This is a genomic window from Amycolatopsis sp. NPDC000009, from assembly GCF_055563465.1.
The window spans coordinates 47,479-71,962 of record NZ_JBVHDI010000022.1 but is presented as its reverse complement, the minus strand read 5'-3'; the positions used below and the strand labels follow the sequence as shown (position 1 = coordinate 71,962).

Annotated in this window: 16 protein-coding genes; 5 read left to right on the top strand and 11 right to left on the bottom strand. The window is 70.3% G+C overall.

Annotated elements, in window-relative coordinates; genetic code table 11:
• Positions 1–11: 11 nt before the first annotated feature.
• Positions 12–2,420 carry an ABC transporter permease subunit gene (locus ACZ3HL_RS37295; protein WP_465536144.1) on the bottom strand — a complete coding sequence of 803 codons (2,409 nt, stop codon included), beginning with the start codon at positions 2,418–2,420 and terminating at the stop codon, positions 12–14.
• Positions 2,421–2,582: 162 nt separating this feature from the next.
• Between ACZ3HL_RS37295 and ACZ3HL_RS37290 the strand changes: the two genes are divergently transcribed.
• Both ACZ3HL_RS37290 and ACZ3HL_RS37285 read left to right on the top strand, forming a co-directional pair.
• Positions 2,583–3,155 carry a TetR/AcrR family transcriptional regulator gene (locus ACZ3HL_RS37290; protein ID WP_465536142.1) on the top strand — a complete coding sequence of 191 codons (573 nt, stop codon included), beginning with the start codon at positions 2,583–2,585 and terminating at the stop codon, positions 3,153–3,155.
• The gene (locus ACZ3HL_RS37285) at positions 3,152–4,309 is read left to right on the top strand and encodes an NADH:flavin oxidoreductase (RefSeq protein WP_465536140.1); all 1,158 of its coding nucleotides are present in this window, start codon (positions 3,152–3,154) and stop codon (positions 4,307–4,309) included. Before ACZ3HL_RS37290 ends, ACZ3HL_RS37285 begins: the two co-directional genes overlap by 4 nt.
• Positions 4,310–4,398: 89 nt before the next feature.
• On the opposite strand, the gene ACZ3HL_RS37280 is transcribed toward ACZ3HL_RS37285, so the two are convergent.
• The 3 genes from ACZ3HL_RS37280 to ACZ3HL_RS37270 all read right to left on the bottom strand — a co-directional run bounded on the left by ACZ3HL_RS37280 (position 4,399) and on the right by ACZ3HL_RS37270 (position 7,159).
• Positions 4,399–5,463, bottom strand: a complete 1,065-nt coding sequence (locus tag ACZ3HL_RS37280) for a DUF4037 domain-containing protein (RefSeq protein ID WP_465536138.1) — start codon at positions 5,461–5,463, stop codon at positions 4,399–4,401.
• A gap of 80 nt (positions 5,464–5,543) precedes the next feature.
• Entirely contained in the window at positions 5,544–6,401 is an 858-nt protein-coding gene (locus tag ACZ3HL_RS37275) for an SAM-dependent methyltransferase (protein WP_465536136.1), read from the bottom strand.
• A 161-nt stretch (positions 6,402–6,562) separates the two neighbouring features.
• Positions 6,563–7,159, bottom strand: a complete 597-nt coding sequence (locus ACZ3HL_RS37270; RefSeq protein ID WP_465411743.1) for a TetR/AcrR family transcriptional regulator — start codon at positions 7,157–7,159, stop codon at positions 6,563–6,565.
• A 120-nt stretch (positions 7,160–7,279) separates the two neighbouring features.
• On the opposite strand from ACZ3HL_RS37270, the gene ACZ3HL_RS37265 reads away from it, so the two are divergent.
• Together ACZ3HL_RS37265 and ACZ3HL_RS37260 are read left to right on the top strand one after the other, a co-directional pair.
• Positions 7,280–8,134: an NAD(P)H-binding protein gene (locus tag ACZ3HL_RS37265; RefSeq protein ID WP_465536134.1), complete on the top strand. Its 855-nt coding sequence runs from the start codon at positions 7,280–7,282 to the stop codon at positions 8,132–8,134.
• Positions 8,135–8,247: 113 nt separating this feature from the next.
• A complete protein-coding gene (locus tag ACZ3HL_RS37260) occupies positions 8,248–8,430 on the top strand; it encodes a hypothetical protein (RefSeq protein ID WP_465536132.1) in 183 nt (60 codons plus the stop codon).
• Between the two features lie 5 nt (positions 8,431–8,435).
• Here ACZ3HL_RS37260 and ACZ3HL_RS37255 read toward each other — a convergent pair whose 3' ends face one another.
• Positions 8,436–9,764 (bottom strand): MFS transporter, encoded by a 1,329-nt coding sequence (locus tag ACZ3HL_RS37255; RefSeq protein ID WP_465411745.1) that lies wholly within the window; start codon positions 9,762–9,764, stop codon positions 8,436–8,438.
• Positions 9,761–10,987 carry a M20 metallopeptidase family protein gene (locus tag ACZ3HL_RS37250; protein ID WP_465536130.1) on the bottom strand — a complete coding sequence of 409 codons (1,227 nt, stop codon included), beginning with the start codon at positions 10,985–10,987 and terminating at the stop codon, positions 9,761–9,763. Before ACZ3HL_RS37250 ends, ACZ3HL_RS37255 begins: the two co-directional genes overlap by 4 nt.
• A 116-nt stretch (positions 10,988–11,103) precedes the next feature.
• Between ACZ3HL_RS37250 and ACZ3HL_RS37245 the strand changes: the two genes are divergently transcribed.
• Positions 11,104–12,156 (top strand): AsnC family transcriptional regulator, encoded by a 1,053-nt coding sequence (locus ACZ3HL_RS37245; protein WP_465536128.1) that lies wholly within the window; start codon positions 11,104–11,106, stop codon positions 12,154–12,156.
• A 359-nt stretch (positions 12,157–12,515) separates the two neighbouring features.
• On the opposite strand, the gene ACZ3HL_RS37240 is transcribed toward ACZ3HL_RS37245, so the two are convergent.
• The 5 genes from ACZ3HL_RS37240 to ACZ3HL_RS37220 are packed head-to-tail and all read right to left on the bottom strand — an operon-like array spanning position 12,516 to position 24,445.
• Positions 12,516–13,451 (bottom strand): TauD/TfdA family dioxygenase, encoded by a 936-nt coding sequence (locus tag ACZ3HL_RS37240; RefSeq protein ID WP_465536126.1) that lies wholly within the window; start codon positions 13,449–13,451, stop codon positions 12,516–12,518.
• Positions 13,448–14,713, bottom strand: a complete 1,266-nt coding sequence (locus tag ACZ3HL_RS37235) for an ATP-grasp domain-containing protein (protein ID WP_465536124.1) — start codon at positions 14,711–14,713, stop codon at positions 13,448–13,450. The genes ACZ3HL_RS37240 and ACZ3HL_RS37235 overlap by 4 nt, the downstream gene beginning before the upstream one ends.
• A complete protein-coding gene (locus ACZ3HL_RS37230) occupies positions 14,710–15,981 on the bottom strand; it encodes an ATP-grasp domain-containing protein (protein ID WP_465536122.1) in 1,272 nt (423 codons plus the stop codon). Before ACZ3HL_RS37230 ends, ACZ3HL_RS37235 begins: the two co-directional genes overlap by 4 nt.
• Positions 15,978–21,413: an amino acid adenylation domain-containing protein gene (locus tag ACZ3HL_RS37225; RefSeq protein ID WP_465536120.1), complete on the bottom strand. Its 5,436-nt coding sequence runs from the start codon at positions 21,411–21,413 to the stop codon at positions 15,978–15,980. Before ACZ3HL_RS37225 ends, ACZ3HL_RS37230 begins: the two co-directional genes overlap by 4 nt.
• Positions 21,410–24,445 (bottom strand): non-ribosomal peptide synthetase, encoded by a 3,036-nt coding sequence (locus ACZ3HL_RS37220; RefSeq protein ID WP_465536118.1) that lies wholly within the window; start codon positions 24,443–24,445, stop codon positions 21,410–21,412. Before ACZ3HL_RS37220 ends, ACZ3HL_RS37225 begins: the two co-directional genes overlap by 4 nt.
• Positions 24,446–24,484: the final 39 nt, after the last annotated feature.

The window sequence follows — 24,484 nt, the reverse complement described above, 5'->3', positions numbered from 1 at the left end:
ATTCGGTCGAGCTACAGGCCGCGCGGGTGCAGGACCTCCTCGGCGACCAGCCCCAGCCAGTCGACGAAGAGCGCCAGTACGGCGACGATGATTCCGAAGGTCAAGCTCAGCATCGGGCGGTACAGGCCGATCCCGGCGACAAGCCCGCCGCCGAGGCCGCCGCCGTCGATGAACGTCGCCAGCGTCGCGCTCGCGACGGTGAGCACCAGCGCGGTCCGGATCCCCGCGAGGATCACCGGGACCGCCAGCGGAAGTTCGATCCGCCACAGGATGGCCGCCTTGCCCATGCCCATGCCTCGCGCGGCGTCGACGACGGTCGGGTCGACGCCGTCGAGCCCGACGATCGTGTTGCGCAGCACCGGCAAGGTCGCGTAGACGACGAGTGCCGTCACCGCCGTCGCGGTGCCTGTGCCGATCCAGAGCGCGAGCAGCACGACGAGCCCGATCGACGGGATCGCCTGGCCGAGGTTGCCCAGCCCCAGCCCGATCGGCCTGGCCCAGCCGGCACCGGCGCGGGTGAGCAGGATGCCGAGCGGGAGGGCGATCGCGATCGTGCACGCCGTCGAGATCCCGGTGAGCCGCAGATGCGCGCCCAGTTCGGTGAAGATCTCGCCGGCGTTGAGGAAACGCTGCTCGATCGAGTCGAGCGGATGCGCACGTACGATCAGGAAGAGCGCCAGCAAGGTGACGCTGAGCAGGACCGGGCGCACCAGCAGCCCGAGCCGGCGCCGGCGAGGGCGCGCGGGCACCGTGGTGTCCGGACCCGCGTCAGGCGTCTCCTCGGCGTCCGGAATCGTGGGCGCGGCCGCCTCGTCGGCGGGCCGGAGCGCCGCGACGAGGCTGGACACGTGGCACACCCCCAGCGGCTGTGCGGTGCCGTCCTCGGTGACCACGACCGCGGTACTGCCGGTCCGCACCATCACGTCCAGCACGTCCCGAAGGGTGACGTCGGGCCGGACCGGCGGCAGGCCGTCCGGCCCGGACACCGGCCGGAGCTCCAGGTCACCCACCCGGATCAGGGCGAGCCGTTTCAGGTTCCGCTTCGGCCCGACGAAGCTCGCGACGTAATCGTCCGCCGGTGCGGCGAGGATCGCCTGGGGCGTGTCGTATTGCGCGATCGCCGACCGCGGCCGCAGCACGGCGATCCGGTCGCCGACCTTCAGCGCCTCGTCGAAATCGTGCGTGACGAAGACGATCGTCTTGCGCACTTCCCGTTGCAGGCGAAGGAATTCGTCCTGCAGCCGGGCACGGGTGATCGGGTCGGTGGAACCGAACGGCTCGTCCATCAGCATGACCGGCGGGTCCGCGGCCATCGCCCGCGCCACACCGACGCGCTGCTGCTGACCGCCGGAAAGCTCACGCGGATACCGAATGCCGTGCTCGCGGGTGAGACCGACGACCTCGAGCAGTTCGCGCACACGGTCGGCGATGCGCCGCCGGGTCCAGCCGAGCAGCCGCGGCACCACGCCGATGTTGGCGTCCACTCGCAAATGCGGGAAGAGCCCGACCTGCTGGATGACGTAGCCGGTGTGGCGCCGGTGTTCGTCGAGGTCGAGCGCCGACACGTCGGTGCCGCCGATCGTGACGACGCCCGCGGTGGGCTCGACGAGCCGGTTGATCATCCGCATGGTCGTGGTCTTGCCGCACCCCGACGGACCGGTCAGCACGACGATCTCGCCCGCGGGGATGCGCATCGTCAGGCGTTCGACCGCCGGTACGGCTCGTCCGGGATAGTGCTTGCCGACGTCCCTCAGCTCGATCGTCTCACCGCCCGTTCCGGCGGCTCCCCCAGCCGTCGCCGGGGCCACCGCTCGGAGGGCACGGGGACGTCGCCTTGTGGTCAGCTTGCCGACCACCACGAACGCCAGGTCGAACAGCAGCGCCAGCACCATGATCCCGAGCGTCCCGGTGAGCACCTGGTTCAGGGAGTTGACCGAGCCGAACCGGCCGAGCCCGTCGAAGATCTGGTTGCCGAGGCCGGGGCCCTTGACGTACGCGCCGATGGCCGCGATACCGATCGTGATCTGCGTCGAGACCCGGATGCCGGAGAGGATCACCGGCCAGGCGAGCGGCAGCCGCACGCGGAACAGCAGCCGCAGGCGGCCGAACCCCATCCCCCGCGCCGCGTCCACCACGGCCGGGTCGACGCCACGCAGCCCGACGATCGTGTTGCGCGTGATCGGCAGAAGCGCGTAGAGCACCAGTGCGAACAGGACATTCGTCAGCCCCAGCCCGAACGGGCCGATCAGGATGCCCAGCAGGGCGATGGACGGGACGGTCAGGAACGCCGCCGTCGTCGTGGTCGCCATCGCGCCGAGCCACCGCCGCCGGTAGGTGAGCAGGCCGATCGTCATTCCGACCAGCACGGCCAGCGCCATCGCCGCCAGGGTGAGATCCACGTGCAGGATCGCGTCGTTCACGACGTCGATCCAGTTCTCCCGGAGGTACTCCGACAGGCTCAGGGCGGCACTCCTCGACGTCGCAGGAAGAAAATCGCCGACCACAGCCCAACATGGCGGCGGGGTTCCTGTCCAGTTCAATCAGTGATTGAACTGGTGATGGAAATATGGTGTGCTGCACGAATGCCCAGCACCGACGCCACCACCCGGGAGCGACTGCTGACCGTCGCCGAACGACTGCTGCTGGAATCCGGGTACGACGCGGTGTCCGTCCGCGCGATCAACAGCGCGGCCGGCATGAATCCGGCGGCCGTGCACTACCACTTCGGGTCGAAGGACGCCTTGATCGCCGCGTTGCTGGAGGCCCGGCTCGCACCGGTGTGGCAGCGGCGGCTCGACGAGATCACCGGGCGGCGGCGGGGCGGTTGGGTGCCCACGGTGGCGGAACTGGTCGATCTCGTCGTGACTCCGCTCGCCGAGCTGGCCGCGGACCCGGTCGGGCGGCTGCGGTTGCGGTTGCTGGCACGGTTCGTGCTGGGACGGCGGGAGCAGGCGTGGACTTCGCGGTGGTTCGGGCTGGGGCCGTGGATCGAGCTGCTGCGGGACGCGCGGCCGGAGCTGTCGAAGGCGGCCGCGGCGCACCGGTGGCTGCTCGCCTTCGGCCTGATACTGCAGTTCTTCGCCGACGAGATGCCGGGCGAGGTGCCTGCCGGGACGCTGCGCGCGTTCCTCGTCGCGGGCTTGGCGGGGTCATGACCGACGTTTTCGCGCCCGCGCGGCTGGGTCCGGTGCGGCTGCGCAACCGGATCATCAAGGCCGCGACCTTCGAGGGAGCGACTCCGGACGCCGTGGTGACCGATCGGCTGATCGAGTTCCACCGGCGGGTGGCCCGCGGTGGTGTGGGGATGACGACGGTCGCTTACTGCGCGGTGTCCCCGGAGGGCCGGACCGACCGGCACCAGATCTGGATGCGCGACGAGGCCGTGCCCGGGCTGCGCCGTCTCACCGACGCGGTGCACGCCGAGGGTGCGGCGGTGAGCGCGCAGATCGGGCACGCGGGGCCGGTCGCGAACGCGGCGTCGAACCGGTCGCCCGCGCTGGCGCCGGGGCGGTTCCCGAATCCGCTGGGGATGCGGATGACGAAGGCGGCCACGGAACACGATCTGGATCGGGTCGTACGCGCACACGCGAAGGCGGCGCGAGTGGCGATCGAAGCCGGCTTCGACGCTGTCGAGATCCACTTCGGACACAATTATCTGGTCAGTTCGTTCCTCAGTCCCCGGTTGAACCGCAGACGTGACTCCTACGGCGGATCGCTCGAGAACCGGGCCAGGCTGGCACTGGAGGTCGCGCGGGCGGTCCGGGACGTAGCCGGCGACCGGATCGCGGTGACCGCGAAGCTCAACATGGACGACGGGGTGCCGGGTGGGTTCTGGCTGGACGAAAGCGTGCGGGTCGCGCGGTGGCTGGAGGCGGACGGGTCCGTCGACGCGCTGGAGCTGACGGCGGGTAGTTCGCTGCTGAACCCGATGTACCTGTTCACCGGGGACGCGCCGGTGCGGGAGTTCTCCGCGCGGTTCCCGCGGCCGTTGCGGTGGGGCGTCCGGGCGGCCGGTGGCGCCTTCCTGCGCAGTTACCCGTTCCAGGAGGCATACCTACTGGACCGGGCACGCCAGTTCCGCGCGGCGCTGGACCTGCCGCTGATCCTGCTCGGCGGGATCACGCGGCTGGAGACGATGGAGCAGGCGATGGCGGAGGGCTTCGCGTTCGTCGCGATGGCGCGGGCGCTGCTGCGTGAACCCGATCTGCCGCTGCGGCTGCGGTCCGGGGCGCGCTCGCTGTGCGTGCACTGCAACAAGTGCATGCCGACGATCTACCGCGGGACGCACTGCGTACTGGAAGCTCGGTGACGGCGGCCAGCAGGCGGATTGCCCGAAGGAGACGTTCGAGCTATTCGTCAGGACGACCGCGTCACGGCGGAGATGTGCTTTGTCGCCGGTCAGAGGCTGGGGCCCGCGATGTAGCGGCGGCGCAGCTCGGCGTACCCCCGGTCGGTCACGACGGTGCTGTCGACGTACTGGTCGATCGCCCCGACCGGCGGCAGCGCCCTGACGGCCGGGTCGCTGATCGTCGAGACAAGGGCGTCGGTGAACCGGTGAGCGCCCAGAACCTGGAACGGCCGGTCGTGGAAGTCGCGGACCGTCGTATCCAGCGGCTCCGTGAGACCGAGATTGTTGTGCACCCTCGCGGCGATCTCGTATGCGGGAGAAAGGTGCTGCTCCCGTTCCTGCCAGCTTCGTGCGGACAGTGCGCCGGACAGGTGCGGAGCCAGCACCTTGGCGCAGGGCAGTGCGCCGAACGCCGTGCCCAGCCACTTGCTGTAGGGCGGGTACTCCCGGTTCATCACCAGGCACAGCTTCATCAGGTCGCGGACCTGGCGCGCGGCGACCACGGCCGAGCCCAGGTCGTCGCCGACCTCACCGCAACGGCCGACGAAGGGCTCCTCCTGGGACAAGCGCATCCACTGACAAGCCAGGACATAGCGCCACACGTCGTCCGGATACCAGGCGAGGTGATCCCGGTAGCGCTCCAACAGGCCGGTCCCGTCGTGGAAGACCGCGCCACCGGTCAGTTCCCGCAGTACTTGTGTCGGGACCGTCAACCAGGCCGAAATCGGCAGGCCGCCGTCCGGGTCCGCGCCGAGTTGCTCGGTGAAGAAGCCCTGCAGATCCGTGACGTCCACCCAGTGCCGGGCCGGCGCGTCCGTTGGGAAGGCGAAGCGTACCGGGTAGCCGCGGAACTCGGCCGGGAGCTCGCGATCAAGCAGGGCGTCCAGATCGTCGACGCGGGCATGGAAGTCATCACTGCCAAGGAAAAGCTGCAGCCGCGGGCCCCAGGCATGGTCGGTGGAGCGCACCGTGTCGAAGCCCTGCACCTCCGAGCCCCAGCCGATCAGCGCCGCCGAGTAGGGCACCTCGTTCAGCGCCTTCGCCAAGATCGGCGCGACGACCTCGGTATGGAACAGCCGGGACAGCTCAAGCCCGGGAAGGAACGATCGCGTCACGTCCGTCACCCTGGCAGGAGTGACGAACGACGGGCGATCGATATTCGGCGTGCGGTACCGGCTCCCGACGGCAGCAGGCGCTAGGGTTTGCGGGCGACGACCCCGGCGATGCACTGCTCGACCTCGTTGAGCGGGGCGAGTTTCGGCCCGTCCGGCCACCAGAGATCGCACAGCTCCAGGCCCGGTTCCTTGCCAGGGCCGGAGGGCATGATCTCGAGGCCCTCGACGAAGCTCGAAATCTCGCTTGCCGTCCGGAACCGGCCCGAGCCCATCGGGCTGTGCATGAACAGCTCTTCCATCTTCCGGGCGAGCTCGCTCAGTCCCGGCTTCTCCGGATCGAAGAAGTGCGCGATGACGACGAACGAGCCACTGGGCAGCGCGTCGATGTACTCGCGCATCAGGTCCGCGCCGTTGTCGGCGGTGTAGTGATGCAGGGTGCCCACCTGCAGCAAGGCAACCGGACGCGTGAGGTCGAGGTGCTCACGAACCGCCGCGTTGGCCAGGAGCCGCTCGGGCTGGAAAATATCCTCGGCGACGAAGTGCGTGTTCGGGTTGTTCTCGAGGATGGCCCGGCCATGGGCGAGCACCACGGGATCGTTGTCGACGTACACCACCTGTGTCCCGGCGTTGACCCGCTGGGCGATCTGGTGGGTGTTCTCCGCCGTCGGCAATCCCGAACCGCAGTCGAGAAACTGGGTGATCTTCCCTTGCTGGGCGAGGAACCGCACGGCCCTGGTCAGGAAATTGCGGTTGGACCACGCCAGATCCCGGACTTCGGGTGCCTTGGTCGCGACCTGCCGCAGCACCTCACGGTCGATCTCGTAGTTGTCCTTGCCGCCCAGCGCGGCGTCGTACACGCGCGCGATGCTCGCCCGGGTCGGGTCCACCCCGACCGGAACCGAACTCGGCGCGGTGTACCCGGACTCGTACGACGGCATTTCCACCCTCACAACCGAACGCCGGCAAAGATCGACCCCACTACGTCAGTGATTCACCTACTGTACGCAACCACCGGCCGAAGGTCATGACGGCGCGGACGCTACCGAACACCTGCCACTCGGCTGGGCTACCGCGGAAGCCTTCGCCCTCGGCGAAGCCCTCAGGCGACAGGGTGGCGGATCCCGGCCAGGAGGTAAGTGGTGCGGCGGTCGTAGTCCTCCCGAGGAGGCCGCTTGCCGTGTTTGAGGGCGAGAGCGTTGTCGACGACGAGCGCGTGGAGATCGGCCGCCGTGAACTCCGGCCGCAGCGCACGGGAGGCCCGCGCCTCGGCGATGAGTTCTTCGTTGGCCTCGCTTCCGACCCGGCAGATCTCCATGAGCGGCCGCGAGTGCGGATAAGTCTGCAACAGGACGTCGTTGACGGCGGGCTGCCGGTATTGGAGGTCACGGATCGCCGTGAGGTAGTAGGCGATCCGCTCGCCGATGTCGTCGATGGTCCGAGAGTGGTCGATGACGGCGAACAGCTCGGTCGCGACGACCTCCTCGATCACGGCGTCGATGAGGCCGATCCGCCCGCCGAAGCGGTTGAAGATCGTCGCCTTGCTCACCCCCGCCACCTTGGCGACCTCCTCCAACGGCACCGTCAGGCCCCGTCCCTGGAAGGCGCCGATCGCCGCGGAGCGGATCTGCTCGGAATTGCGCCTGGCGTCGGCACGCAACCGGGATCCCGCGGGCACCCCACCGGCCAAAGCCTTCACCGCCCCTCACTGTCGCCCAGCTTTTCGTAATTTGACTACCCGGGTCAGCTTACCTAATGTCGTTGACGGACGCGAAACTGACCATGAGGGTCAACTTATGCGCACAGGAAGGCCAAGAACATGATCGTTGTCACCGGCGCAACAGGCGGACTGGGCGGCGCGACCGTCGAGCACCTCCTCGAACGCGTACCAGCCGACCGGATCGGTGTCAGTGTCCGCGACGTCGCCAAAGCGCAGCACTTCGCCGACCGCGGCGTGCGCGTGCGGCAGGGCTCCTACGACGACCCGGCCGCGCTGCGCGATTCCTTCGCCGGCGCCGAACAAGTCCTTCTGGTGTCCGGCAACGACCCGGCCGCCGACCTGGTCGGCCTGCATCGCAACGCCATCGAAGCCGCGGTCGCGGCCGGCGCCGGCCGGATCCTCTACACGAGCCAGCAGGGCGCCGTTCCCGGAAACCCGTACCTGCCGTCGGACTTCCACATCGCCACCGAGGCGATCCTCGGTGAGTCCGGGGTCGCCTGGACAGCCCTGCGCAACGGCGCCTACGGCCCGCTCGATCAGGTGCTCGGCCCGTGGCAGCAGACCGGCGAGGTCGCTCAGCCGGAAGACGGCCCCATCCCGTACACCGACCGTGCCGACATAGCCGAGGCCATCGCGGTCATCCTCGCCGGTGACCGCTCCTTCGACGGCCCAGTCACCCTCGCCGCGCCGACCGCCGTCACGTTCGACGATATCGCCAAGATCGCCTCCGACCTCACCGATCGCAGTATCAAGCGCGTCGTCGTGGACGACGAACAGTGGGTCGCCGGCCAGATCGCGACCGGCGTCCCGGAGCAGGCGGCCCGGCTCATCCTCACGTGGTACCAGGCAGCCCGCGCCGGCCACTTCGCCGAAACCGGCCGCCTGCTGGCCGGACTCCTCGGCCGCGAGCCCCGCACCGTCGCCGATCGGCTCGCTGCCGACATCGCCGCCTGACACGGAACCGGCGGCCGGCGCGGAATTCCTCGCTGTGGTCGAGCAGGAGTTCCAGGTGGTGCCGGGTCCGCGGAGGTGACCGTCTTGCGGAGCCCCGCGGTGAAAACGCGCGTGTGCAACGGACCCAGCGGACTCGGGCATCCAGCGGGCGCCCCGCCGAACAGACCGTCTACTCGCGACTCCGCGGCAAGGACGAGGCCGCACGAATCTGGCGGATCTCCGAGGAACTCACCGGCACCGCCTTCCCGGCCGACGAGGACGCCCACCCGAACCCGGGATCACCGCGTCGGCCGTGAGCGGATCACCGGACGGCGGTCCTGGACCCGGCTTCCGCGTTCGCCTTCTCGTGCAGGTCGACGCCCCGGGTTTCCGGAAGGGTGAAGACGACCAGGGCGCTGATGACCATGAGCACCATGCCGTAGACGACGAACAGCGACGGGTAGCCGTTCTTGGCGAGGAGCGTCTGCAGGTAGGGCGCGGTACCGCCGAAGGCCGCGACCGCGATCGAGTACGGCACACCGACTCCGATGGTGCGGATACGGGTCGGGAAGATCTCCGCGTAGACCGCCGGGCCGATGGAGGAGAACCCGGCCATGAAGACCAGCGCGATCGACATCGCCAGGAACAGCTGCCAGGCCTGGTCGCCGACCATCGCGTTCAGCGGGAAGCTGAGCACCAGGAGGCCGACGATCGCGATGAACAGGACCGGCTTCCTGCCGATGCGATCGGACAGCCGTCCCCACAGCGGCAGGGCGATCAGGAAGATCACGTTCGCGAAGACGCCGGCCCACAGCGCACCGGTCGGGTCGACGCCGCGCACGGTGATCGCGTACGACGGCGCGGCCACGGCCCACATGTAGTAGATGACCGTGGCCCCGACGGTCAGCCCGACGACCTGCACGAGCAGCTTCGGGTGCCGCTTGATCGTCTGCCAGATCCGGCCCTTCTCGGCCTTCTTCCCGGCGGCGTCGTCCTTGGCCGACTCGGCGAGGAACACGCCGGTTTCCCGCATGCGCAACCGCATGTAGAGCGAGTAGAGCCCGAAGACGCCACCGAGCACGAACGGGATCCGCCAGCCGAACGAGATCATCTGATCGTGGCTCAGCACACCGGAGAGGACCGCGCCCAGCAGCGTGCCCGCGAGCACGCCGCAGGTGCCGGAAAAGTAGATCAGGCTCGACCACAGTCCGCGTCGGGCGGGCGGGGCGACCTCGGCGATGTAGGTCTGCGCCGAAGGCAGCTCACCGCCGTGCGCGAGACCTTGGGCCAGCCGCGCCACCACGAGGATCATCGACGCCCACACGCCGATTTGGCCGTATGTCGGGGAAAAGCCGATGACGAGACTGCCACCGGCGGCGATCGCGACCGTCAGCGTCATCGACAGCTGACGGCCCTTGCGGTCGGCGATCCAGCCGAAGACCAAGCCGCCGAGAGGCCGGGCGGCGAAGCCGACCGCGAAGACCGCCAAGGTGCTCAGCAGCGCCGAGACCTCGTCCTGAGCGTTGAAGAACTGTGCGGCGAAGAACGACGCGAACGTCGCGTAGATGTTCCAGTCGAACCATTCCATCGCGTTGCCCGCGCCGAGCCCGAACAGGGTACGGCGGCGGTCCTTGCCCGCGGTCACGCTCATCGGGTGGCTCCTTCGGCGAAGCGGTCGAGACGGCGGACGGCGAGTTCGGCGTAGACGGTGGCGGCCCTGGACAACACGGTCGGATCGAAGTCGGCGTACGGGCTGTGGTTGTTGGGCGCGGTGTCCGGTTCGAGCCCGGGCATCAGCGCGCCGAGGCCGAGGAACGTGCCCGGAACCTCGGCCAGCACCCGGGAGAAGTCCTCGGAACCGGCCACCGGATTGGGCAGTTCGGTGTAGTACTGCTCGCCGATCGTTTCGCGGACGACCTGGGCGCCGAACGCGGTCTCGTCGACGTCGGTGACGGTGACCGGGTACTCGCTTTCGAACACGACGTCGGCGGTGACACCGTGCGCTCGCGCGACGCCGTCGATCGTCTCGCGGATCGCCGTGTCGAGCAGCGCACCGGCGGCGTCCGAGAAACAGCGGACGGTGGCCTCGAATTCGGCGGTGGCGGGGATGACGTTGCGTTTGGTACCGCCGCGGATCACGCCGACGGTGAGCACCGCCGGGTCGAAGATGTCGAACCGCCGGGTGACCATCGTCTGCAACGCGGTGATCATCGCCGCGGTCGCGGAGATCGGGTCCTTGGCGCGGTGCGGCATCGACCCGTGGCCGCCTTCACCGTGCACGGTGACGAGCAGCCGGTACGACGCGGACATCAGCGTGCCGGGACGGCTGGCGAATTGCCCGCTGGGCAGCATGGACGAGAAGACGTGGAGCCCGTAGGCCGCGTCGGCGCGCCTGCCCGCGGCGTCGAGCACGCCTTCCCGGAGCATCACGCCGGCGCCGTCCCAGCCCTCCTCACCGGGCTGGAACATCAGGACGACATCGCCGTTGATGCGGTCTCGGTGGGTGTGCAGGAGCCGGGCCGCGCCGACCAGCGACGTCGTGTGGAGATCGTGGCCGCAGGCGTGCATCGCGCCGTTCGTGGCGGCGAAGTCCAGTCCGGTCGCTTCGGCCACCGGGAGCGCGTCCATGTCCGCGCGCAGCAAGACCGTGCGCGGCCGGGCCGCGTCCCGAGCCGCGCCCTCGCCGCGCAGGACCGCGGTCACCGAGGTCGTGTCGGTGCCGGTGGAGACCTCGAGGCCGAGCCCGTCGAGTTCACGCAGAACCCGCTCCTGGGTGCGGGGCAGGTCGAGACCGATCTCGGGTTCGCGGTGCAGGTCGCTGCGCAACCGGACCAGCTCGTCCTGCAGGCTTCGAGCGTCGTCGTGAAGGTCCACCGGTCGATCTCCTCTTCGTCGGACGTCGGCGTCTTGGTCGTCGAGTGTGCGAATCCGCGTCCGATATCGGGCTAGAATTGTCGGAATCGCTCAACGATCGGCCCCTGGAAGAAGAAATGGTGATCGGCTCACTGGATGAGGAGGACTTTTCGCTCATCCACGCTCTGCAACTGCGGCCCCGTGCCACCTGGGCACAGCTTGGCGACGCCCTCGGCTCGTCGCCGGTGACGCTGGCGCGGCGATGGGAGCGGCTGCGCGATGGGGGCGGAGCCTGGGTGACGGCGTATCCACGCGTGCCCGGGCGGTCCCGGATCCAGGCCGCGTACGTCGAGATCCGCTGCGCGAGCGGTCAGGTCCGGGAACTCATCCGCGAACTGTCCACCTGGCCGTCGGTGGTCAGCATCGAGGAGGCTTCACGCGAGTACAGCCTGGTGCTGACGGTGTTCGGCCTCGGCATGCACGACCTCTCCACCCTGCTGCTGGACGCGATCCCCGGACTTCCCGGTGTCCTCAACATCCGTTCGCATCTGGTGTCCCGGCTGCACGTCGAGGGCAGCTCATGGCGGGTGGGCGCCCTGGACCGGGAGCGCGTGAAGGCGTTGTCCCAGCTGCCGCCGTCCAGTGGCACGGGCGGACGGCAGACGGCGCTACAGCCGTGGCAGGAGCCGTACGCCACGCTGACCGCGGCGATGGGCGAAGACGGCCGTCGCACCGCCGCGGACCTCGCCCGGCTCACCGGCCGTCCGGTGTCGACCGTCCGGCGTCAGCTCGGTCACCTGATCGCCGCCGACGCGCTGACGTTCCGGTGCGAGATCGCGCAGGGGCTCACCCCGTCGCCGATCGTCGTCAACTGGTGGTGCCAGGTGCCCGTCGCGCACGTGCCGACCTGTGTGGACCGGCTGCGGGCCAACCCGGCCATCCGCCAGATCGCGAGCCTGCCCGGCCCGGCGAATTTGCTGGTGACCACGTGGATGCGCTCGATCGAGGAATCGATGCGGATGCAGGAACATCTGGAACAGGACCTGGCCCCGCTGTCGATCGTCGACTCGGCACTGATCCTGCGGACGGCCAAACGGATGGGCTGGCTGCTGGACGATCTGGGGCGCAGCACGGGATTCGTCGTCACCATGCCCGCTCGCCGGGGGCGAGCCACGTTCTCAAGTCCGTGAAGGCCTCCTTGAGGGACTCTGGGTCCCTCAAGGAGGCCTTCAAGGACTGGGCGGCGGACCAGCCTTCCCAGAGTCGCGGCACCATCGGGCGCCGAGACGACGGTGCACCCAATGTGGCGTCGGAGACGCTCAGTGACCCCAATGCCACATCGGGAGCGTCCACCCGCCGACCGCACCGGTGGATAGCAATTTGGTCCGGCAAGGAGGCCTCACGGCGGCCGGGGAACGCTCGGGCGAGGGGTTTCGGGGAGTGCTCGGGTGGTGTCGCGACACGATCGCAGCCCGCATCCGACGCGGCGAAGGGAGCCTTCAGCCCACCATCGGCCCCACGACCGACCCCGGCCCCCGAAAGACGAAGGTCACGTCATCGCGACCAGGGTCCGCCGCTTTCCGGTGAACGGCTCGCGCCCGTGGGCCATCAGCATGTTGTTGATCACCATGATGTCGCCCGGCTGCCACGGGAACGCGTAGCTGACCTCGTCGTACACCGACTTGATCGTGTCGAGGTCCGGCTGCGGGATCGGCGAGCCGTCGGCGAAGAAAGCGTTGCGGGGCAGGTCTTCCACCGGGTACAGCTCCAGCAGCGCCTCGCTGACCTCCTCCCCCAGGCTCGACACGTGGAACAGGTTGGCCTGGTTGAACCACACCATCGCGCCGGTATGCGGTTCCGCGACGAAGGACGGGCGCACGTGCCGCGTCCGCAGGCCTTCGTCGGTCCACTCGAACGTCTGCCCGTTGGCGGCGCAGTACTCCTCCACCACCTGGCGGTCGTCGGTCTGGAATGCCTCCTGCCAGGTCAGCCCGAGGCCCTCCCGGAACGCCCGGGTGTAGGTGACACCGCCCGCGAACCGCTCGCGCAGGTCCTCCGGCAGCAGTCGGTACATGGCGCGGCTGTCCGCGATCGGCGTCGCGCCGCCGGTTTCGGCCGCCGTGTCGCACAGGAAGAACAGGCGGTCCGGCCAGTGCGCCGAGTAGGAGTTCTCGTTGTGCATCGGGATCGACTCGGCGGGCGGGTACTCCGTCGAGGTGTAGATGTTGCCCGAGACCGCCGAGCGCGGCGTCGACCGTTCCGTGTACGTCAGCAGCGAGCCGCCGACCTCCTCGGTGATCTGGTTGAACACCGTCAGGTCGGCCGGCATCCCGCGCAGCAGGATCGCGCCGTGCTCGCGCAGCCGGTCCTGCAGCACTTCGCGGTGCGCGCGCACCCAGTCCAGGCCCGTGGCCGCGTACACGGTGAGCTTCGTGTGTTCGTTGCCCTCGATGTGACCGAGGTTCGCCGCGAGTTCGGCGGTCATGACTCCTCCAGTTCGAATCGGATCAGCTTGGCGGCCTCGGCGTGCAGCGCGGCGAGGTCTTCGGTGTCGGCGAAGCCCGCGGCGAGCACGTTCACCGCGTAGATCTCCTGGTCGTCGGTAAGCAGCTGGCCGGGCCTCACGATCGTGACGACCTCCAGGACCTCGGGCAGGTCGGCGACCTCGTCGGTGCCCTCGACGCGGATCAGCCGCCCGGTGCCCTCGGTGTAGAAGATCAGGTAGCCCACCGGCACCGGCAGGCCCGCACCGCGCGCCGGTGGCGGCGTGCCCAGCGCGAGCGACACGGCCTCGGCGATGACGTCGATGCCGGTCGCGAGCTTCAGCAGCACCGGCTGGGCCCCGCCCGCCGGGCGGCCCGCGTTCACCTCGACGATCGTCGGGCCGAGTTCGGCGTCGTCGATCAGCTCCAGATGAGCGCAGGTGTTGTCCAGGCCCAGCGCGAGCGCGGCGGCCGTCGCCGCCGACAACAGCCGCTCGGTGTCCTTTTCGGACAGTTCGAGCGGCGGGCAGACCATGCCGAGCTCGAATTTGCGCTCGTCGATCAGCGGCTTCTCCACCACGGCCACCGGTTCCGCGACGCCGTCGCGTACCAGGACGTCGACCGCGTACTCCGGGCCGCGCAGCAGGCCCTCGACGAGAAACACCTTCAGCGGGTCGATCGTCCCGACGAGCCGGTGGTACCGGGCGTCCTCCGACAGCGGCAACCGCTCGGCCAGCAGCCGGTACGCCGCCGCCAGCTCGTCCACTGTGGACACCGTCCGCACGAGATTGCTCGCGGCACCGTTCACCGGCTTGACGATCGCCGGGAGCCCGACCGCCGCGGCCACCGACGCCGCCTCGGACTCGGCGGAGATCAACGAGCAACGCGGCCCCGGCAACCCGGCCGCGGCCAGCGCTTGCCGCACCGCGAACTTGTTGTGTGCCAAGGTGAACACCGCCGCCGGACAGCGCGCCACGCCGAGCAGCTCGGCCGCACGGGCGACGCTCGCGACGATCCCCTCGGCGACCGTCAGCACCCCGGCCGGGCCGGCGGACCGCGCCCGGATCGCCTCGGCCATCGCTTCGGCGTCACGGACGTCCTCGACGAAGACGAAACCGTCCACCAGTTCCGCCAGCTGTGCCTGCTCGGCCGGTTCCAGGGGCTGGGTGACCAGCTCGGCCCGCAGCCCGGTCGCGCGCACGGCGGCCACGACGTCGGCGAACCACTGCCCGGCGGTCTCCCGGACCACGAACGCGGTGTTCACACATCCTCCAGTTCCAGCCGGACGAGCTTGCTCGCCTCCGCGTGCAGGTCGGCGAGGTCGTCGTGATCGGCGAACCCGGCCACGACGAGGTTGACCGCGTAGATCTCCTGCTCGTCGGTGAGCACCTGCCCCGGCGAGACGGTGGTGACGACGTCGATCACCTCGGGCAGCTCAGCGATCTCGTCGAGCCCGCCGATACTTCTCAACCGGCCCGAACCGGCCGCGTAGAGGATCAGCATGCCCAGCGGGATCGGCAGTTTCGCGGGTTCCCGCACCGGCGGCGGAGCGCCCACCGCGAGCGCCGCCAGCTCGGCGAACACGTCGATGCCGGTGCGCAGCTTCGCCAGCAGCGGCATGATCGACCCGGCGGGCCTTCCCGCGTTGACCTCGACGATCGTCGGTCCGCGTTCGGCGTCGTCGATCAGCTCGACGTGGGCACAGGTGTTGTCGAGACCCAGCGCGCGGACGGCGGCGACGGCCGCCGCGGTGACCAATCCGGCCCGTTCGGCGGTGAGCCCGGCGGGCGGGCACGACAACGCCAGCTCGAACTTCCGCTCGTCGATCAACGGCTTGTCGAGGATTTCGACCGGTTCGGCCACCCCGTCACGGATGAGCACGTCCACCGCGTACTCAGGGCCGCTCAGCAACCCTTCGACCAGGAACGTCGCCGAAGGGTCCAGTGTCCCCAGTGGACGGTGGTAACGCGGATCCGCGGACTCGGGCAGCCGCGCGGCCAGCACCTCGTACGCGGCCGCCAGCTCGTCCACAGTGGACACGGTGCGAACGAGGTTGCTGCCCGCGCCGTTGACCGGTTTGACGATCGCCGGGAACCCGACCGCCGCGGCGACCGATGCCGCTTCGGCGGCCGACGAGATCAGGGCGTGGGCGGGCCCGGGCAGCCCGGCCGCGGCGAGCGCCTCCCGGACCTCGAACTTGTTCGCGCACAAGGCGAACACCGACGCGGGGCAGCGCGCCACCCCGAGCAGCTCCGCGGCACGGGCCGTGCTCGCGATGGCGCCGTCCGAACCGGTGAAGATCCCGGCCAAGGCGCTGCCCGCGATCTCCCGGACCTTCGCCGCGACGGCCTCCGCGTCGTGGACGTCGTCGAGCGCGACGACGTCGTCCACCACGCCGTCCAGCGCGGCGCGCTCGGCCGCGTCCATCGGCGGGGCGAGCAGCACCACGCGGTGCCCGGCCGCCCGCACCGACGGCGCGACCTCGCCGACCCAGTGCCCGCGGGCCTCCCTGACCAGCACTGCCGTACTCATGTGGCTTCCTTCCCCGCGAGCTTGCGCTCCCGTTCCTGCGCCCCCACCAGGTCGTCGGGCAGCGAATCGGGTACTTCGGTGTCGAACCGGCGCAGCAGCCGCAGCGAGAACCCGCCAACGTTGATCAGCAGCAGGATCAGCGCGAAGACGACGTAGGCGAGCCCGATGCCCCGGGTCTCGCCGGTACCGAGCACGGCGCCGACCGACCCGGTCAGCGCGCCGCCCGGCGCCAGCAGCGGCGAGAACCAGCCGACGGCCAGCGGCGCCAGCACGGCGAACCCGATCGGCAGCGTCGACCACGTGATCGTCTGGTTGATCGCGAACACCCGGCCGTGGAACCGCTGCGGCACCTTGACCTGCACGAGCGTCGCGTAGATGCCCTGCGACACGGACATCGCGGCGGCGAGGAGGAACACCCCGGCGGCGACGACGATCAGCGACGGCCGCAGGCCCATCACCAGGCTGCCGAGCGCGATCCCGACGTTGCCGACGAGCACGCCGACCATCCGCCGGTGCCGCGGTCCGCCCCACAGCGCCATCCCGATCCCGCCCGCCACCGCGCCGACGGCCTCGGCCAGGGCCACCTTCGCGACGTCGGTGACCGAACCGAACGACAGCACGAGCGGCGAGAGCAACACCAGCGCGGGGGCGAGGAAGACGTTCGCCAGCGCGAAGTACAGCAGCATCGTGCGGAAACCGCGGTGGTTCCACGAATACCGCAGGCCGCCCGCGATCGCCGTCAGCAGCGGTTCGCGCGGGCGCCAGCCCAGCATGTCCGGGAACCGCACCAGCAGCAGCCCCACGATCGCGAACGTGTAGCTCGCCATGTCCAGGATCAGGATGCCGGACAGCTGGATCGTCGCCAGCAGCCCGGCCGCGATCACGGGCATCAGCAGCTGGGCGAATCCGGTGGACAGCTGTGCGAGGCCCATCGCGTGCCCGAGATACTGCTTCGGCACCAGCTGCGCCACCGAGGACTGATAGGCGATGCGCTGGAACGAGGCGGCCACCGACCCGAGTGGGATCAGCACGTAGAACAGCCACAGCTGGACGTGCCCGGTGATCAGCAGCAACGCCAGTATCAGCTGGATCCCGCCGGCGATGCTGCTGGCCGCGATCATGATCCTCCGCCGGTCACCGCGGTCGACCAGAGCGCCCGCCACCGGCAGGACGAGCACGCCGAACAGCAGCGCGAGCGCCCACAGCAGGCCGAGGTCGGCGACCGAGCCCGTGCGGGTGTAGAGCCAGATCGGCACCGCGAACGACGTCAGCGCCGAGCCGGTCGAGGACACCAGCTGTCCGATCGTGATCGTGACGAACCGGCCCATACTCGGCCGCACCGCGGGCTTGTCGTCCACTTCTGCCCGGTGCGTCTCGTGCACCGCCCAGCCCGCGTCCTCGCCGCGGACCCGGACGTCGAGCTCGCCGGGGTCGTCCAGCGCCGGGTGCACGCGCGTGACGATCTCCGCGAGTTCTTCGGCCCGGTAGCGCAGGAAGAAGTGCCCTGCCTGGTCGAGCACCACGAGCCCGGTGGTGTCGGTGAGGAACTCCCATTCCCGGTACCGCTCGGCGTAGAAGTCGGTGACCGGGTCCTCGGAGCCGACCACCGACACGATCGGCGCGCGCAGTTTGGCCACGCGGGCGTCGAGCAGGCCGCTGAAGTACTCCTCGGCGGCGCGGCTATCGGCACGCATGTTCGTGATGATCCGGTCGGCCTGCGCCGGGTCGAGGTCGTCGGTGTCGACGCCCATGCCCTTGAGCCAGTTCGAGTAGTACCGGTTGCTGCGCAGCTTCTCCAGCCGGGTGCGCAGCGTCCCCACCGCGCCCTTCATCCGGGCGAACGGGAAGATCGCGCCGATGTAGACGACCTCCAGCGCGCGGCCGCGCTCTTCGAGCAGCCGGGCGACGGCGACGGCGAGCGCGTTGCCGACACCGCAGTGACCGTAGATGGCCAGCGGGCCGTCGATGCGGTCGAGGATCTCGTCGGTCAGCCGCTCGACCAGGTCGTCGAAGGGCAGGGCCTCCTCGGACAGCCCGACGTCGTGGCCGGGGATGGCGACCGAGTAGAGCGAGTAGCCCTCCGGGAGCGCGTCGGCCAGTGGCTGGTAGACGATCGCGCTGCCGCCGCCGTACGGGAAGCAGACGTAGGTCAGCGTCCGCTGCTTCGCCGGTTTGGTCAGCTCGTAGAGCAGGTGTCGCGGCCGGTCGGCGTCGTCACCGTCCATGAAGGACGCCAGTTCGCGGATCGTTCGGTGCTGGAACAGATCCATGACGCCGACCTGGCCCGCGCCAGCCTTGCCGATCCTGGCCACCACCTGAGTGGCCAGCATCGAATGGCCGCCGAGGTCGAAGAAGTCGTCGTCGACGCCCAGTTCGTCCACCTTGAGCACGTCGCGCCAGATTTCGGCCAGCAGGGTCTCGACCGGAGTCGACGGCGCGACCAGTTCCTTGGTCGCGTCCCGCGACGCGACCGGAGCGGGCAGTGCCTTGCGGTCGAGTTTGCCGTTCGGGGTGAGCGGCAGCTCGTCGAGCGCGACGAACGACGGCGGGACCATGTAGTCCGGGAGGCTCTGCTTGAGCGCCGTCCGCAACGCACCCGGCTCGGCGTCGCCGACGACGTACCCGACCAGCCGCTTGTCCCCCGGCGTGTCCTCGCGGACGATCACGGCGGCGTCGCGCACACCCGGCTGGGCGCGCAAGGTCGTCTCGATCTCCCCCAGCTCGATGCGGAGGCCGCGCAGCTTGACCTGGTGGTCGATCCGGCCGAGGAACGCGATCGTCCCGTCCGGGCGCCAGTGCGCGAGGTCGCCGGTGCGGTACATCCGTCCACTGTGGAACGGATCGGGCACGAACCGCTCGGCCGTCAGTTCCGGGCGGTTGTGGTACCCCAGGGCGAGACCGACGCCGGCGATGTGCAGTTCGCCGGGCACGCCGACGGGGCATGGCCGTCCGGCACGGTCGAGGACGTAGATCCGGATGTTCTGGATCGGCGCGCCGATCGGCACCGACGCGACGTCGGCGAGCGCGGCAGGCGTGCAGTGCCAGGAGGTGACGTCGATGGCGGCTTCAGTCGGGCCGTAGAGGTTGTGCAGCTCGCAGTCCGGCAGCCGCCGGACGAACTCGCGGGCGGCGTCGAGCGGCAGTTCCTCGCCGCTGCACACGACCCGTCGCAGCGCCGTGCAGGTCTCGACGCCTTGTTCGGCCAGGAAAAGCGTGAGCATCGACGGCACGAAGTGCGCGGTGGTGACGCCTTCGGACGCGAGCAGCTCACGCAGGTACGCGGCGTCCTTGTGGCCGCCGGGTTCGGCGAGCACCAGCCGCGCGCCGGTGATCAGCGGCCAGAAGAACTCCCAGACCGACACGTCGAAACCGGCGGGGGTCTTCTGCAGCACCGAATCGGTGCCGTCGAGGCGGTACGCGCGCTGCATCCAGTCGAGCCGGTTGACGATGCCGCGATGACCGTTGGGCACGCCTTTCGGCTGGCCGGTGGAACCCGAGGTGTAGATGACGTACGCCGGATCCTCCGGCCCGGCCAGCGGCTCGGGCGGCCCTGCCGTCTCGGCGAGGTCGGCAGTGTCGTCAGTGTCGTCCAAGACAACGACGGTCGCGTCACCCGGAGGCAGCGTTTCGCGCAACGCCGCCTGCGTCAGCACGACGGGCGCGACCGCGTCCCGCAGCATGAACGCCAGCCGGTCGGCCGGGTACTCCGGATCGAGCGGGACGTACGCGCCACCGGCCTTCAGCACGCCGAGGAGCGCGACGACCAGCTCGAACGACCGCTCCGCGAACACACCGGTGAGCACGCCCGGTCCGACGCCGAGGCCACGCAGCCGGTGCGCGAGCCGGTTGGCCCGCTCGTCCAGCTCGCGGTAGGTCAGCGACGCCCCGCGGAAGGTCACCGCGGGCGCGTCCGGCGTCCGGGCGGCCTGTTCCTCGACGAGCGCGTGCAGCGTGGTCTGCGGGAACTCGGCCGTCGTGGCGTTCCAGTGCTCCAGGACGAGTTCGCGCTGCTCCGCGTCGAGAATGTCCACTTCGGACAGCCGACGGCCCGGGTCGGCGACGATCGAGCGCAGCAGGGTGACCAGCCGCCCCGCCATCCCGGCGACCGTGTCCGGGGTGAACAGCGCGGTGTTGTACACGAGCTTGCCGATCAGCCCGCGGTCGAGCTCGATCGCGTGGAACTCGAAGTCGAACCGGGTCGCGGGCAGGTCCATCGGCAGCCAGCGGAAGTCCACTTCGGACTCCCCGGCCGCGCCCATCCGGCCCATCTCGTAGTTCTGCAGCACGAACATCGCCTGGAACACCGGCGACCGGCTGACGTCGCGGGGCACGCCGAGCGCGTTCACCAGCCGCTCGAACGGGACGTCGGCGTGCTCGAACGCGTCCAGCACGTGCCGCCTGGTGCGTTCCAGCAGCTCGGCGAACGTCGGGTCGCCCGCCAGCTGGGCACGCAGCGGCAGCATGTTGATGAACATGCCCGCCACACCCTCCAGCTCGGGCAGGCCGCGTCCGGCCGACGACGAGCCGATCGCGAAGTCCTCCTGGCCCGAGTACCGCGAAAGCAGCACCTGGTAGGCGGCCAGCAGGGTCATGAAGAGCGTGACGCCGTGCTCGCGGCTCAGCTCGCCGAGGGCGCGGGCAAGGTCCCGTTCGACGAAGAACTCGTGGATCGCGCCGTCGAAACTCTGCTTGGCGGGCCGGGGCCGGTCGGTGGGCAGCTCCAGGGGCTCGACCCCGGTGAGCTGCGCCTTCCAGTGCTCCAGCTGCCGGTCGAGTGCGCCGCCGGTGAGCGTGCGGCGCTGCCAGTGCGCGAAGTCGCCGTACCCGATGCTCAGCGCGGGAAGCTCGGCCGTGCCGCCGGTGCTCAGGGCGTGGTACTGCGCCGCGAGGTCACGCAGCAGCAGGTCGACCGACCAGCCGTCGCCCACGATGTGGTGCGTGCACAGGACCAGCAGGTGTTCCTCGTCGGACACCCGGGCCAGCGTCGCCCGCAGAAGCGGGCCCGCGGCCAGGTCGAACGTCTCGGCCGCGGCGGCGTCGACGGCGGCCCGGGCCGCTTCCTCGCTTCCCGCGTCCACTATGGACATCTCGACCGCGATCGGGGGTTCGATGTGGACTGTCGGCTGCCCGTCGTCCCCGGCCGGGAACCGCATCCGCAGTGCCTCGTGCCGTGACGGCAGACTGTCCAAAGCGGACTGGAGCGCGGTGACGTCGAGCCTGCCGGTCAGCCGGATCGGCACCGGGATGTGGTAGGACCCGGTGCCCGGCGCGAACTGCTCCATGAACCAGACGCGTTCCTGCTGATACGACAGCGGGACGACGGCGTCGGCAGGACGCGGGGTGATGGTCGCGGCCGGTTGCGCGCGCCGTCGCAGCCGTTGTTCGAGCAGGGCGCGGCGCGCGGCCGCGCTGGTTTCGTCGATCGCGGTCATGAGTTCTCGCCTTCGGCCAGCTGACGCTGGACCTCTTCGTCGCTGAGCTGGTCGAGGTCGTCGGAGAGCCGCCGCTCGATCTCGGCGGCGAGCCCGGCGACGGTGGTGAGGGTGAACAGTCCCCGCACCGGGATGTCGACCTCGATCTGCTTGCGGAGCCGGGCCATCGCGCGGATCGCCAGCAGCGAGTTGCCACCGCGGGCGAAGAAGTCGTCGTGCGCGCCGAGATCGTCGATGCCGAGCAGCTCCCCGAGCACCTCGGCGACGAGTTCTTCGGCCGCGGTCCGGGGTGCGACGTACGCCGGCGCTTCGCCGGGTTCGGGATCCGGCAGCGCGGTCCGGTCGAGCTTGCCGCTGGCCGCCACCGGCAGCGCGTCGAGCGGCACGAACCGGGACGGCACCAGGTACTCCGGCAAGGTCTTCCGCAGTGCCTCGGCCGCTCCCTCGGTGCTGCCGACGACGTAGCCGACGAGCGCGTCGCCGCGGACCGCCACGGCCGCGTCCCGCACTTCCGGCAGCTCGCGCAGCGCCGCTTCGACCTCGCCGGGCTCGATGCGGTAGCCGCGCAGCTTCACCTGCTCGTCGACGCGGCCCAGGTAGTCGAGCGTGCCGTCGCGGCGCCATCGGGCGAGGTCGCCGGTCGCGTACATCCGGCCGGACAGCCCCTCGGTGAACTTCGCGGCCGTCAGCTCCGGCAGGCCGAGGTAGCCGCGGGCGAGCTGCGGCCCGGCGACGTACAACTCGCCCGGGACGCCCGGCGGCACCGGCTGCCCCCGCTCGTCGAGGACGTACACGCGGGTGCCGGGCACCGGACGTCCGATCGAGACGGGTCCGGAGGGCAGCCCGTCACCGGGTTCGACCCGGTGCGCGACGCAGCCGACCGTGGCCTCGGTCGGGCCGTACTCGTTGACGACGAGCGTGCCGGGATACCGGTCCCGCCACGGCTGAACGGCTTCGGCGGTCAGCGCTTCACCGCCGAGCACCAGCTCACCCGCCGGGAACAGCTCTTCGGCGAGGATGGCGAGGTGCGTCGGCGTCGCCTTGACGAACGTCGGGCGGGCGCCGTCGACCACCGCTCCCCCGGCGGTGAGGGTGCCGAGCAGCGTCGTCACGGTGAGGTCGAACGACGGCGACGTGTGCAGCAACGCCCGTCCCGCCAGGCCGGGGTACGCCTCACGCGCCCACGCCAGATACGTGTCGACGGCCCCGTGCTCGACCTCGACACCCTTGGGGCGACCGGTCGAGCCCGACGTGTAGATGACATAGGCGACGTCGCCCGGTCCGGCAGCCGGCTCCGGGTTCTCGGTGGCCGCGGCGGACCACTCGGCCGGGTCGTCCAGCGCCAGCGTCTTGGTGTCCAAAGTGGACCCGCCGATGACCAGCACGAACGGGACACTCGCGTCGGCGAGGATCAACGCCTGCCGGGGAGCCGGGTTGGCCGGGTCGAGCGGGACGTAGGCCGCGCCGCTCTTCAGCACCCCGAGCAGGCCGATCAGCAGGTCCGCCGAGTTCGGCACGCACACCCCGACGACGGTGCCGGGACCGGCGCCCAGCTCGCGCAGCCGGTGTGCGACGCGGTTGGCTCGCGTGTTCAGCTCGGCGTACGTCAGACGGACCCCGCCGAAGTCGACGGCGGGTGCGTCCGGGGTCCGCCGCGCCTGGTCCTCGAATCGGGCGTGCACGGTCGTCGCGTCCGAAGTGGACATCGCCGGGTTCCAGCCGGTCAGGACCAGTTCACGTTCGGCGTCCGACAGCAGCGGCAGATCCGCGATCGATCGAGTGGGATCGGCGGTCGCCGCGGTCAGCAGCCGCACGTACCGTTCGGCCACGGCTTCGGCGGTTTCGCGGTCGAACAGGTCGGTGCGGTAGACGAGCCTGCCGTCCACGGCGGTCAGGTCGATCGCGATGTCGTCCTTCGCGGTGGCCGAGCGGATCGGCTCCAGCCCCGAGTCCGGCAGGAAGTTGAACCCGAGCTGATACAGCGCCTGCACACCGGGATCGCGCTCGGCCCCGACCGCTTCGGCGACCGCCTGGAACGGCACCTGGCTGTGGTCGATCGCCTCCAGCAGCGTGGTCCGCACCCTGCCCACCAGCTCGCTGAACGCGGGCGCGCCCGAGCAGTCGACGCGCACGGCCATCTGGTTGACGAACATGCCGATCAGGTCGGCCAGCTCGGGCAGGTCGCGGCCGGCGACCGGGACACCGACGACGATGTCGTCCACTCTGGACAGTCGCGACAGGAGCGCCGCGTAGCCGGCCAGCAACACCATGAACGGCGACGCCGACAGCTCCCGGCTCAGCTCGCCGACCCGGTCGATAAGACCGTCCGGGAGGGCGAAGTACACCTGGTCACCGGCAAACGTCAGCTCCGACGGGCGCGGCCGGTCGGTGGGCAGGCCGTGCACCGGTGGCAGCCCGGCGAGCTGCTTCCGCCAGTAGTCCAGCTGTTCGCCGGCCGTTTCGAGCTGCCCGCGCTGCCAAGCCGAGAAATCCGGGTACTGGATGGACAACTCGGGCAGCTTCGGCTCGCGGCCCTCGAACACGGCGTCGCACGCCTCGCCGAGCTCGGCCCCCAGCACCAGCACCGAACCGGCGTCGAACACGGTGTGGTGCACGACGAACGTCAGCACCCACTCGTCGTCGGTCATCCGGCACACCTGGGCCCGCCACGGCGGCGGTGAGTCGAGCGGGATGGCCCCGCGCGACACCTCACCGACGAGTTCGGCGAGCCGGTCTTCCCGGGCGTCGGCGGGCAGGTCCCGCAGGTCGTGCACCTCGGGCTCGATCGGTACCTCGGCGTGCACCACCTGCATGAGCGCGCCGCCGTCCATGCGGAACGACGTGCGCAGCGCCTCGTGCCGTCCGACGATGACGCCGAGCGCGGCGCGCCACTGCTCGGCGGTCAGCGGGCGGTCCAGCCGGGCCTGGCAGTGCAGGTTGTACACCGGGGACGCGGGGTCGAGCTGGCCGGACAGCCAGATCCGCTCCTGGCCGAACGAGGCCGGGAACGTCCATTCCTTCGTGTCGCTCATGATTTCCTGTTCTCAAGGTCTGTTGGTGAACCCGCGGAT